10 protein-coding genes are annotated in these 12809 nt (G+C 38.7%); all 10 read right to left on the bottom strand.

Annotated elements, in window-relative coordinates:
* Positions 1 to 1698: a carbamoyltransferase C-terminal domain-containing protein gene (locus tag B6N13_RS23645; protein ID WP_169458322.1), complete on the bottom strand. Its 1698-nt coding sequence runs from the start codon at positions 1696 to 1698 to the stop codon at positions 1 to 3.
* Positions 1695 to 1958, bottom strand: a complete 264-nt coding sequence (locus tag B6N13_RS02180) for an acyl carrier protein (RefSeq protein WP_169458321.1) — start codon at positions 1956 to 1958, stop codon at positions 1695 to 1697. Before B6N13_RS02180 ends, B6N13_RS23645 begins: the two co-directional genes overlap by 4 nt.
* Before the next feature lie 13 nt (positions 1959 to 1971).
* On the bottom strand, positions 1972 to 3087 hold the full coding sequence (locus B6N13_RS02175; protein ID WP_169458320.1) for a cytochrome P450: 1116 nt from the start codon (positions 3085 to 3087) through the stop codon (positions 1972 to 1974).
* A 20-nt stretch (positions 3088 to 3107) separates the two neighbouring features.
* Entirely contained in the window at positions 3108 to 4229 is a 1122-nt protein-coding gene (locus tag B6N13_RS02170; RefSeq protein WP_169458319.1) for a cytochrome P450, read from the bottom strand.
* Between the two features lie 11 nt (positions 4230 to 4240).
* The gene (locus B6N13_RS02165) at positions 4241 to 5806 is read right to left on the bottom strand and encodes an AMP-binding protein (protein WP_169458318.1); all 1566 of its coding nucleotides are present in this window, start codon (positions 5804 to 5806) and stop codon (positions 4241 to 4243) included.
* Positions 5807 to 6132: 326 nt separating this feature from the next.
* On the bottom strand, positions 6133 to 8112 hold the full coding sequence (locus B6N13_RS02160; protein WP_211172731.1) for a nucleoside-diphosphate sugar epimerase/dehydratase: 1980 nt from the start codon (positions 8110 to 8112) through the stop codon (positions 6133 to 6135).
* Between the two features lie 461 nt (positions 8113 to 8573).
* On the bottom strand, positions 8574 to 9125 hold the full coding sequence (locus B6N13_RS02155) for a sugar transferase (protein WP_169458317.1): 552 nt from the start codon (positions 9123 to 9125) through the stop codon (positions 8574 to 8576).
* 12 nt (positions 9126 to 9137) lie between these two features.
* Positions 9138 to 10082, bottom strand: coding sequence for an SDR family oxidoreductase (locus tag B6N13_RS02150; RefSeq protein ID WP_169458316.1), 945 nt, complete (start codon positions 10080 to 10082; stop codon positions 9138 to 9140).
* Positions 10072 to 11247, bottom strand: a complete 1176-nt coding sequence (locus tag B6N13_RS02145; RefSeq protein ID WP_169458315.1) for a glycosyltransferase family 4 protein — start codon at positions 11245 to 11247, stop codon at positions 10072 to 10074. Before B6N13_RS02145 ends, B6N13_RS02150 begins: the two co-directional genes overlap by 11 nt.
* On the bottom strand, positions 11244 to 12797 hold the full coding sequence (locus B6N13_RS02140; protein WP_248280194.1) for a heparinase II/III family protein: 1554 nt from the start codon (positions 12795 to 12797) through the stop codon (positions 11244 to 11246). The genes B6N13_RS02145 and B6N13_RS02140 overlap by 4 nt, the downstream gene beginning before the upstream one ends.
* Positions 12798 to 12809 lie beyond the last annotated feature (12 nt).

The following is a 12809-nucleotide window of genomic DNA, read 5'->3' as shown; positions in this document are numbered from 1 at the left end:
TTATCGCAGCCCTTTAATAAGAATATTATCGATTAATACAGCATCTAAACCAGTTGTCGAGAGCACAGCTAAGGCATCATTTATAGTATGCACAATGGGTTTACCCATTACATTAAAACTAGTGTTCAATAATATTGGGACATGAGTTAATTCTTCGAAGGCATCAACCAAAGCCTTTAACCAAGGGGTTGTATGTTCCGTCAGTGTTTGAAGACGCCCTGTATGGTCTTGATGCACGACCGCTGGTACTAGTGAAAGTTTGTCTGTTTTCCATTTTAGAGTAAAAGACATATAAGGAGAAGACTGAGCATTCTCAAACCACTCTGGAGCTTTTTCTACTGAGATTATAGGAGCAAATGGTCTATATGCTTCTCTGCCTTTTACAATTGCATTAATTCTATTTTTCATATCAGGAGAGCGCGGATCTGCTAGTATTGAGCGATTTCCCAATGCTCTAGGCCCGAATTCAGCAGCACCTCTCATTACACCTATAATTTTTCCTTCTGCGAGTAATGATGCAACTTCTTTTACCCCATCTGATTCACACTTGGCAACCGTATATGGAAAAGCGTAATCCGACAATTTTTTAATATTTATCTTTTCCGGTACCGATCCTAAATAAGGTGAGCTTTGATTAAAAGGTAAAGAGACTTGTTTCCCATTTTCAAACTCAGTTTTTTTCCAAGAAAGAATAGCTGCACCAATCGCATTTCCATCGTCTGCTGGGGCGAAAGGCACATGAACCGCCTTAAATGATGTTTCACTTAATATGGTACCATTAAAGGCAGAGTTTAATGCGCAACCACCACATAAAATAAGATTTTCACTTCCAATTTGAAGATAAATATCCAGGAGAATTTTCTTAACATAAAATGCATACGCTGCTTGAGCTGTTGCTGCTAGTTCTGCTGATTCAGCATACGGTTTCCCTCTAAAAGAGACATTAGACTCAAAGTATTGAATAATATCGTTTAATTTCTCTCTATCAGCCCAGAGTATTCTACCACTCTCTATCTTTAGAACTGACGTTAGCCGATCATACCAGGTTGAGTTCACAATACCATAAGCGGCTAAGCCCATTACTTTCCATTCTTCTCCAGCTATTGAACTAAAGCCGCATAATTCCGTAAGCCAAGCATAAAAAGCACCGACACTTCCAGGGCCCCACGAGCGCCAATTACGTTTTAGATCACCATCTTTCCAATAATACAAAGCCGCGGCCCCAACCTCTCCTTCACCATCTAGTACCAAGCATGCAGCTTCACTAAACGGAGCCGAGTAAGCCGCATTTGTGGCGTGGCATAAGTGGTGGTCAAATCGAAATATGTTTTGCCTAACCCTTTGCGCAGAAATATACTTCAGATTATTTCCAGCAAATACCTGTTGTTGCTGATGAAGGCTCTTCATCCAATCTATTACCGAGCGTTGAATAAAACAATCACTGTATTCAATAGGGAGCTCACCTTTAGATTGACTCCACGTTGTGGCTATCTGGAATTCTGCATCAGCATCATCTTCAATAATTTTCTGAAAGATGGGCTTTAAATGATTTAGTTGATCAGGCACGGCTCCCCAGGCGCGCTTATCTTGTAAGAATCGTTCAGTTGCTTCAGCGAAAATAATTTTTCCTTCTGCGTTTGCAATTGCAACCGCTGGATCATGACCCGTTGTTGATAAACCTACATGATATAAGCTCACTCGGACGCCACTCTTTTAAAAATTACATTAGCGACCTCATCTGCGGTTTTATATTCAAACATGATAAAAGGTTCGATTTCTAAATTATACTCGTCCTCGAGATAGCCACATATTAGAACAGCTATTAAAGAATCAACACCAACATTTGCCAGTAAAGTATCCGCATTAAGAGTATCTCTCGGTACTTTTGTATGCAGAGAAACTTTATTTAGGATAAAATCAACAATATCATTTAGCGTAACTCTAGAATTAAATTTCATAGTAATTGTACTCTTAATTTTGACTAACAATAAATTTTTTATACGCATAAGCTATACTGTTATCAACATCTATCTCATACGACACAATCGTTGTATTTGGAAAATTTTCGAAAAAAATGGGAATTAGTTCTTTTAATATTTTTTTCGATATTTGGGCGCCAATACAAAAATGTGTACCAACACCAAAAGAGAAGTGTTTTGATAATCGACTATTTTTCTTGGTGTCAACATCAAAGGCTTTTTGAATATCAATTAGTATAGTTGTACCTTCTTTAATATATTTATCTCCAATATAATTATTTTCATTCGCAATTCTGTGAATATATTTAGGGGCAGTTGATAAATGAATAAAATAATCTAAATCATCAAGAAAGTCTTGTTTAATAAAAGGCTTACCATTTAAATTCGATATAATAAGTGCCAACATATTTACTGTGGTTTGAACTAATGGCGCCAACGCGGCGAACATTGCTATTGATAAAGCATAACAAGATGTTTCATCCAATGGGCGTCTATCTAATAATTTTTCTAAAAATGATGCATCTGGAAGTGCGCAGTTATATATCACCTCTGGCTTTTTCTTGTTTGATGCTTCACGTAACATACTCACTAACAATTTAACATCTTCTTCAAATAGTTTCAGCTTACGGATTGATTGCATTGGCTCGACCAGCTTTTGAAGAACTGTTGCACGACGATCAAAAGCTTTATAGTCATTAGGATAAACACCTAAAAGAGGCCTGCCAATACGATCAAACAGTGGGTAAGCGATAACTTGGACAAGATCAATTTTTTGCCCCTTTGGAATTGCACTTACCAGATCATTAATTTGGTAAGAAATAAACGCCTCCCAGTTTGCAAGATTTTTGTGATGGAAAAATTCAAGGGCTAATTTACGAATGAGTTGATGCCGTTCATTTTCTAAAAAAAAGGGGGCAACATTAACAAAACACCGTGTCATTTCTAATGATTCACCTGAGGCATTTTCAAGATTTTCAAGAAATCGATACAAATTGGGTATCGTATATGTTTTTTTGCGTAATACTGTTTCAGCTTCGCTTGTATCAGTAATTATTAGCATCCTTGAGTTTTCAAGAAACTTGGATGGTTGTCGTTCAATAAGCTTCATAAGTATTTTCTCAAATGGACCTAGCTGTTCACTCGATTCAGAGTTGCGGGGGCAGATATCAAACGAATGGCCAAACGAGTTGTCATATACTCTACTTTATTTATATCTACTTCGATATTAGGAAAATTTTGATATAAAATCGGTAATACTACAGTTAAGGTCATAAGCGCTAATTGCTCACCGGGACAACGATGAATACCACCTCCAAAAGCAATGCTTCGCTGCTTTGGTGACTGGTCTAGATGAGAATAATCGCAATTTTGATAGTATGAACCATCGCGATTAGCTGAAGGCAAATGGATCAATAAATTGTCATTTTTCTGCAATTTAATTTCATCAAAGCATACATCTTCACTTGCAGTTCTAGTTAAATAAACAGCTGATCCACATAAACGTACTAAGCCAGAAAGATTATCTTTCACCCAATCGACATCTGCAAATTTTTCACACTCTTTAGCACTTAAATCCTTATTTGCAATTATAATATTTGATAAGGTTTCCGTTGTTGTTCTAGATGCAATTAGCAAATTAGTTATAACGATAGCGATTTTCTCAATTGAATTATCGCTAATTCTTGTATTTAACAGTGCGCTGTGAATATCTTTAATCAGCCCTGTTGACCCTGGCAAGACAATTTGCTTCGAAATTTGGCCAATAATTCTTTCAAAAGCACTTTCTATCTGCAATAACATCTTTATAGATTGCATAGGCTCAATAATATACACAGCTATATTAATATCTTTTAACAGGGCTTCATCATTTTCAGGTTGAAACCCAAAAATTTCTTTGACAATTGTTAAAAACAACGGAGTCTCAATATCATTTACTAAATTAATATTGCCTTCACGCTGCTGTTGTAATTTACCTACAAGTACCGCCCCCGTTTTTTGGATCGTTTCCTCATAAGAGAGTAAATTTTTTTTGCCCATAGGTTGCGCCAGAGCAACTTTTATTTCTTTATGTTCCTCGCCTGACATAAAACTCATAAAACCATCAACAATGTTAATAAGTTTAGAGAAATCTACATTGGCCTGTTTCTGTAACTTCAGCAAATGTTCTCTTATCGAAGGCGGAAACATCTTATTTGATGTCAATACTTTTTGCGCTACTCTCTGTGAGTTAATACAGTTATCAAATGTCATCCCCCCCCCTTTTATGACCAGCGTCTAATTTTTCCACTTGAAGTTCGTGCTAATGTATTTCTTGGCAATATTTCTATCTTTTTAATAAATAAGCCAAAGTTCTTAGAAAAAAGACTTTGAAGACTGTCTTCAACAATGACTGGATTTTCCGGTAACTTCCTATTCCAACACTCTATAGTAAAAGAAAGCTCATTTTCAGAGCTTTCTTGTTGCATCAAGAATGCATGAAAATTTAATTCAGGAAAGTTTTCATTCGCCAAAATAGCCAGATCAATAGGATGAACGGTTTTACCTCTAACCTTAACAATATCCTTTATACGTCCCGTCACCGTTAAATAATGATTGCTGATTAAGCCTAAATCACCAGTTATCAGCCACTTTTTATCATAATAAATTGTATCAATTTGCGAAGTACAATATTGAGTGGCAACACTATCACCACTAAAACAAATATAGCCTTCTTCGCCATCTTCTACGGGGTGATGTGTATGCGGATCAAAAATGGCAATATTAGGATGATGTTCGCCAAGATAACAGGGTAATAAATCACTACCCAGATTGATATCGTTGGTTAAATAGCCTTGATCCGCTGTAGGTTCACCACCTGCGAAAAGAACAACTTCAGCAAGACCATAACAAGCAAAAAAAGATATTGGATTAAACTGACTCTGAGTAAATTTTTCAACAAACATTTGAGCGACCTTTTTTGGCACATAATCTGCCCCACAAAATGCAATTTTCCAGCAGCTTAAATCAAGTTGCAGAGCAAGGGAGTCTGAACAAAACTTTGTACATAGCTCATAAGCAAAGGGGGGCCCTCCGCTCACATTTACTCTATATTCTGATATCAACTTTAACCATCTGGATGGACGTTTAATAAATTCATTTGAAGATAATAGCATCAACCATGAACCAGACATCAAGGGGTAAAGAATTTTTCCAAATAACCCCATATCATGATAGTGAGGTAGCCATGACAAAATTTTAGTTTGATCGTGAAAATTCCAGCGCTCGGCAACTTCCTTGTGGTTCGCAATAATCATTTTTTCAGTGACTAAAACTCCTTTAGGAAATTGAGTTGAACCAGAAGAATATTGAATAACAGCAATGCCATTTATAAAATCACAATACTTTTTTGTTGGCTGGCAAAAATTAGCAGCACAAACGAGTTCTTCATAAATAAAAAGATGAAGGTGACAAAAAACTTGTCTAAATTCCTCTTCATATTTCTGCTGAATAATTAAAGCTGAACATTGACTATCCTGTAAAATTTTTTGCAATCTTTTTTTATCATTATCATTAACAGGAATTGCACACGGTATAACTGTAATTCCCGCATAGAGACATGAAATAAAAGTATTTAAAAAATTAAAACCTGCATCAAGTAGCAATACAATTCTTTGATTATAAACTGGCAACCGCTGCAATATAGCAGAAAACTTCCGAACTTGATGATCAAACTCTTTCCCGTTTATCGAAGTTACAGGCTCTACTCTTGAACTATTATATTCATGTATCAAGTGTTTCCATTTCGATTCAGTAAAGGAGAAACTTAGAATTTCAGCAATTTTAGGCATCTTGTCACTTTTTTTGTATAGATCTTAGCTTTTTTGAGCTTACAGTAAAGATTATATCCTAGGCATCTGTATTGAGTATACTTCAAAACGCTTAAGAAAAATCCGGAAAAGTTCTTCCCATGTCCTACATTAACTTTAAAATTATCTAATGGTATAAGCCCCCAAATATAAAACAGCAAATATAAAACAGCAAATTCAATTATGAACTCAGCCCCTCATCACATATTGAGCAACAAATGCTTTTCTTCAGGGAAGAATAGGAAAAAACTTAATCTTCCCTGAAGAAAAGCATTCTCCGGAATGAAATACAATTTATAAAAGGGCAACTACAAAACACTTGCTTTCAAGTGAACAACATTTGAATCTTCAACTTGCTGATCTAACGCTTTTTTCGCATTCCACACCAAATCGCCAATACCATCGGTTGGCTGAAAATCGGTTGGAGCCGTAATCAAGATCTCACGCACTTTTTCATGGTCAAAATCATGGCAAGCTTTATCCAATTGCTCCATGGTTTGAACAAAATCAGGTAAGGATAAAAACCGCTCATTGGCGGTCATAATACGTTTATGCTGAGTTTCTTTTACATTATCGCCAATCAATAGCTCTTCAAAAAGCTTCTCACCAGGGCGCAGCCCGGTAAATTGAATTTCAATATCGCCATTTGGGTTAGCATCGGACTTCACTTCCAAACCAGACAAGCGAATTAGGTTTTTGGCAAGATCAACAATCTTAACAGGCTCCCCCATATCCAATACAAACACATCCCCACCCTTGCCCATAGCGCCGGCTTGTATAACCAATTGAGCGGCTTCTGGAATGGTCATAAAGTAACGAATAATATCTGGGTGTGTCACCGTAATGGGCTGGTTTTCAAGAATTTGCTTTTTAAAGACAGGAATAACCGAACCAGACGAACCAAGCACATTACCAAAACGTACCATACAGAAACGGGTGAATTTTTCTTGTTTAGCGGCTTTTTTCGCTTCAGCTTCGGCCAAGGCTTGCAGCCCCAGCTCCGCCATACGTTTTGTTGCGCCCATCACATTCGTTGGTCGAACGGCTTTATCTGTAGAGATTAATACGAAGGATTCCACACCACTTTCAATCGCCGCTTTAGCTGAGTAATAAGTTCCGAAGGCATTATTACGCACCCCTTCGACCACATTATATTCAACCAATGGCACATGTTTATAAGCCGCCGCATGGTAAACCGTATGAACTCCAAACGCCTTCATGGTAGAAGCTAAGCGATTAATACGCTGTACAGAGCCAATCAAAGGCACAATTTTGACATTAAACGACTCTTGCTCAAGAATCTCATTAAGCTCTTTATCGATCTGATACACAGCGTATTCAGACACATCAAATACAATCAAGGTACTAGGCTGCTGCGCTATAATCTGACGACATAACTCCGAACCTATCGAACCGCCAGCCCCAGTCACCATGACGACTTTACCAGAAATATTCGCCTGCATTAACGAAGCAACAGGTTCTACCACATCCCGACCAAGTAAATCATCGACAGCGACATCTTGTAACTCACTTACCTTAGCCTTACCTGTCACTATGTCATTAAAATCTGGTACGGTAAGCACTTCCACCGGATAAGGCATAAGTTGCTCGATCACTTGCTTCCGTTCAGAACGACTCGCCTTAGGAATAGCTAACAATACCTTTTCAATGTCGTATTTTTCGATTAACTCACCAACTTTATCGACATTATAAACAGGCACACCCTGAATAATGGTATTGGCTAAAGACTCATCACGATCGATAAAACCCTTCACGCGATAACTAGAAGCCTGACGAAGTGCCAAAGTAAGCTGCCGACCAGTAGATCCAGCACCAAAAACCAATACAGATTCAGAACCTTTTTGTGGCGCCTGCGTCAATAAACCACGAATCAAAACCCGAGAACCACCACACAACATAACCAAAAACGGAAAATAAATAATTGGCACAGTACGTGGAATATTCGCCTCAAAGAAATACGCAAAAGACGTAATACTCAATGCAGAAATAGCCGCACCAACTAAAATCGCACTAAAAGCATGAAAAGTTAAATAACGCAAAATAGCTCGATATAAACCAAGCTTTATATTCACTAACAAAGTAACAGCGATAGTACCCGCCACCACAAGCCAAATAGAATGGCCTTTAAAGGCACTGAACTCACCCAATCGCGCCCAGTAAGCAAAAACAAAAGCAAGATAAACAAAAATAGAATCAACCGCTAAGCTGATAAGACGTTTATAAAAACGAGGAAGAGACCAAAGGAAATCAAACTTTTTAATCATCATGTACAACCTATATGTACTAAAACCAAACATCTTGTAATGTAACTATCCATTAAAAAACAAACTTCCCCGTAGGTCAGATGAGCCGAGGTACGAGGCGTAATCTGACATTTTAAAACCCATCTTGTAGGTCGGCCTTTAGGCTGTCAAAAAACCAACAACACCAAATCACATGTAGGTCGGCCTTTAGGCCGTCAAAAGCCCAACATCACCAAATCACATGTAGGCCGGCCTTCAGGCCATCAAAAAACCAACAACACCAAACCACCTGTAGGTTGGCCTTCAGGCCGTCAAAAGCCCAACATAACCAAATCACATGTAGGTCGGCCTTTAGGCCGTCAAAAAACTTTATCTACAAAAACGAAAATGCCGCACTAAACCACGACCTACAAAACAAACCTAAGTAAAAACATTTTACACCAATTTTGCAAACAATATGCATGTAAGGTTTGCGAAAATCATAACTAACTCTTAACTCTATCTCCAGAACCGCTTCCTGTTACCGTCTTAATGATATAAACGAAGTAGTTTTTCAAAGACTTATCTCGAATCATCTTCGCATCGGTTTCCGCCAACAGCTCAGGCGTCGACATATCAATATCCGAAATTTGCGCCAACCCAGTAATACCAGGACGCACATTAAACACACCTTTGGCATCACGGGCTTGGGTCAACTCAGTTTGATTAAACAAACCAGGACGCGGGCCAACTAAACTCATTTCGCCTTTTAGAACATTCCAAAGCTGTGGCAATTCATCTAGCTTGGTACGGCGTAAAAAACCACCTAGTTTAGTAATGGAAGCCGTAGACGCCAAATGGCTCGCCACGGAAGCCGTATCCACCGACATGGTACGAAACTTCACCAACACAAACGGCTTTTTGTTACGCCCTACGCGCTCTTGTCGGAAAATAGGCGAACCCGTATCAAATAAGCCAATCAGATAAATCACCAACAACACCGGAGAGCCACACACCAAGCCCAACAGAGAAAACACCAAATCTAATACACGAAACATTCTAACATCCAGTTATTTAAGCGCTTTTTTAGCCGCCAATTTAAAGCCGTGTTCAACCGTATAAGGAGGAACCCAATCAAGTGTTTTTTTAGTATGCTCAATATCGAGCTGCAAAGACCCAACCAAACGATCGACCACGGCCTCTTTTTTGAACAATTTACCCGCTAATTTAAAACACCACACAGGCACAGGAAGCGACAAATTTGCTTTACCCTGCACTTTTGCCATCAAGGCAACCATACGAGACGTCGACATATCATCGTCATCGGACACTAGAAATACTTGGTTGGCCGCCTTGGGATGATCGATACACACCTTAATCAAATCCACCAAATTATACACGGAAACCAAACTACGTTTGTTCTGATTAATCGCACGAAATGGTAAGGGAAAGCCTTTTCCAACCAAGCGCATCAAAGAAGCAAAATTGGCTTTTACGCCTTCCCCATAAACCAGCGGCGGACGAATAATCACAATCTCCATGCCAGTTTCTTTACCAAGTGCTAAAAGCTGTTCTTCCGCTTCCGACTTAGACTGACCATAAGCGTCTTCTGGACTACGTACATCAAACGCCGAAAAAGGCTGACGACCAGACGTGGATTCACCGTTTACCTTGATCGAACTCAAAAAGATAAACCGCTTAACTCCAGCTTCTGCCGCTTGACGAGCGAGATTTAACGTGCCTTCCGTGTTGACGGCTCGAAATTCAGCTAAAGGGTTTGAGGTAAAGTCATTCATGATGTGAACACGAGCGGCAAGGTGGATGACAACATCTACATTATTAAATGCAGTTAAATACTGAGTATCTGGTTGTATTTCCCCTTTAACAAAATTAGCATTGGGGATAACCAAATCTCTCCGCCCAAAAATACATATTCTATTAGCTGGTAAAACGGATAATAAAATAGTACCAACAAAGCCAGAACCGCCAGTAATAAAAGTTCTTCTATCGCTCATTTTTTTTACCAAACTCAACAATATCATAGGCCATTTCAGTCATGATTTGCTCTCGAGAAAACTTACTAATAAACTCCCCTCTTGGCCGAACACCCAATGCTAGCGCATCAAAAGAACGATAACCTTGCTCATCATTACCTGGATAAAATACCGACGAGTTAACAACCTCTTCTTTTAGGAAGTCTGCCGCATATCCTGAAACGCCCGCCCAAACAGGCTTTCCTAACGCTGCATATTCAAATATTTTGGATGGTAAGACCTTACGAAAAGCAGGATAATCATTCAAATGAAGAAACAACACATCTGCATTCTGATACTCTTTAATCAATTCAGCACGACCCACGGGCGGCAGTAACTCGACATTCGTTACTCCATCTAACTGGTTTTGTAATAATGGTTTTCGCCCACCATCACCAATAATTCTAAACTTCGCTTTTCCCTCTAGACGCTTAGCTAGTTTAGGGAGGATAGTATGAAGACCCTGACCTTCCCCAATATTACCAGCGTAGAGCACTGTTGAAATGCTGTTCTTCTGTGAAGTATCTGCTGTTTGAGGTGCAACAGCCAAAAACTCATTATCTATGCCATTGGTAAACCAGCGATATTCGGTTTTAGGATAACGGCTAGAAAAATAACCAGCAAACCCTTTAGATACTAAGTTAATACGATCCGTCTTACGAAAGGAATAAGACTCAACCAACGAAAACAAGGGTTTTACAAGCCAAGTGATTTTGGGTGACAGCACATCTTTAATCGTATCTACAAAAATATCCCTAATATCCAGATATAAAGGTAATTTTTTAGAGGATGCTACGCGAGCCCCCAAGAATGCAGTAAATAATCGAGAAGATGTCGCGAAAACTAAATCGTAATCTTTGCCTTTGGTTAAAGTAACCGCTTGCCGATAAAAAGCAGTAAAGGCTTTCACCTGATCAAGCATGCCGCTTTTATGTGAAGGCAGCGAAATCCGATGCACTTCTATACCATCTTTTATTTCATGCGCCGGGGCATCTGCAGAAAAAGAGGCATAACGATTAGGAAGTGTGGTTATAACCTCTACTTCGACACCAGGAATTTTTTTGAGCTTATCAACAAGGGCTGTCGTTCTGAACGAACCAGCACAAAGATCAGGGGCATAATAAAAAGTCAGTATTAAAATTTTCAACTTTTGTCCTTTAAAATAGTAATCTTTGTACTTAAACGTCCTGTATTAAAAGGCACTATGATTTTTTTATTAGGAAAAGAAACGCCAAACTCAGGATGCCACGTACTCTCTTCTAATATCAAAGGGCATTCACATTCAAATTGTACCAATGTTAGACAGGGTAATTGAAGCATTAGCTTCTGTTCCTCTACATTAATGACAAGAACATCAGGGTGAATGTGCAAATGGAAAGAAGCGTCGGTAGGCTGAGATAACTCATCCAAAAGAATAAAGTGCTCTGCATTCGATGTAATGGTTCTCTTATGGACTATTTTGGGCTTTAGTCTCTTATAACCATCATGACTTGCCGATAAGGTCACCACGCCATCTGTCTCGTCGCTTTTTAACAATGTTGCATAGGCCCTGCGTGCAACTCTAAATCCTGACCAAACCTCAGAAGAACTTTGCCCATTCACCACGACGGTATTGTGTGCTGCGGTCTCTCTTTGTCTTAATCTCTCTGGACTCACACCATAAAGCGACGTGCCAGAGTTTACAAAAACACGTTGCACTCCAGCAGACATTTCAAAACTTAGCGAATCGGCATGGGCGTGGCCTGGCAAATAATCTGGTCCGACATTAGCGTGATCAAAAAACAATCTATAAACGCCAGTATTAACGCGACTATAGCCGCTACTCTTATTTGAAATCAGTATGCTTTCATCACCATAGCAAGAAAGGCCTAGCTGCTTAGCATAATCGAATATTTGTTGTGGCTTTGCTGCTATTCCAATCGCAGCATCATTGAAAAAAGTAATTTCTCCATCAAGGTGAAGCATGCTCTGTAACCAAGTAAGTGCTTTTTCCGCAACGTTACGCCATTCAGCATTACGCTCTAATAAACTAGGGTTCTGGCTTATGTCAGCCAAATCTATAAGCTCCAGTAAATCCCAAAGCAAAATTTCATGGTACATAGGTGACAACTCAAAGTGAGCACCATCATCTAAAAACTGCTCAGGTATTTCACGATCCAGTATTTTCAAGCCCAAATCTAAAAATCGTTTGGCATCCTTTCCCTGCAAATAAGCCCCAACAAAAACCAATGCTTTAGCATTCGCAAATAAATGATTACCTAAAATATGGTACTCAACTTGCTGAGTTAACGCATCCGCCTGCATAGCAATGCTGTTAAGGTATTTGCTATCAACATTGTCTTTTCTACTAAACCACTTAACCCAATTAACTAAGCGTAACGAAATAGGATAAGGCTCCCAGCCATTGCCTTGGCAAGGTGGATTCTCAGCAATCCAACGGTCAATAAATCGACAATGAATTATTTCACGCTCTGCGTAGCTTTCAGAATTAAGATCATCGAAATAATGTAAATTATATAACCAAAGCTTGGAATAATGAGGTGAGTTCCAATCAAAAGAATTCTTAATTAAACCGTCTTGATTTAAAAAAGAAACCTTTTCATCGTCGTAAAATGATTGATTATTAAGAGCCGGCGCACTCCAAAACCAATTATTATTACTATTAATTAATAGATTATCAACTTTAGGCTTTTTCATTTTATAGAAAAG

Origin of the sequence: Marinomonas sp. UCMA 3892, from assembly GCF_012726345.1 — a bacterium.
In the GTDB taxonomy this organism is placed as follows: domain Bacteria; phylum Pseudomonadota; class Gammaproteobacteria; order Pseudomonadales; family Marinomonadaceae; genus Marinomonas.
Note: the sequence above shows the minus strand (reverse complement) of the source record. Positions and strands in the feature narration are given on the sequence as shown.

What these genes read in the sequence shown, in the direction of transcription:
- B6N13_RS02180 (WP_169458321.1), bottom strand. Translation starts at nt 1,958, where the DNA reads ATGAAATTTAATTCTAGAGTTACGCTAAATGATATTGTTGATTTTATC.
- B6N13_RS02175 (WP_169458320.1), bottom strand. Translation starts at nt 3,087, where the DNA reads ATGAAGCTTATTGAACGACAACCATCCAAGTTTCTTGAAAACTCAAGG.
- B6N13_RS02170 (WP_169458319.1), bottom strand. Translation starts at nt 4,229, where the DNA reads ATGACATTTGATAACTGTATTAACTCACAGAGAGTAGCGCAAAAAGTA.
- B6N13_RS02165 (WP_169458318.1), bottom strand. Translation starts at nt 5,806, where the DNA reads ATGCCTAAAATTGCTGAAATTCTAAGTTTCTCCTTTACTGAATCGAAA.
- B6N13_RS02160 (WP_211172731.1), bottom strand. Translation starts at nt 8,112, where the DNA reads ATGATGATTAAAAAGTTTGATTTCCTTTGGTCTCTTCCTCGTTTTTAT.
- B6N13_RS02155 (WP_169458317.1), bottom strand. Translation starts at nt 9,125, where the DNA reads ATGTTTCGTGTATTAGATTTGGTGTTTTCTCTGTTGGGCTTGGTGTGT.
- B6N13_RS02150 (WP_169458316.1), bottom strand. Translation starts at nt 10,082, where the DNA reads ATGAGCGATAGAAGAACTTTTATTACTGGCGGTTCTGGCTTTGTTGGT.
- B6N13_RS02140 (WP_248280194.1), bottom strand. Translation starts at nt 12,797, where the DNA reads ATGAAAAAGCCTAAAGTTGATAATCTATTAATTAATAGTAATAATAAT.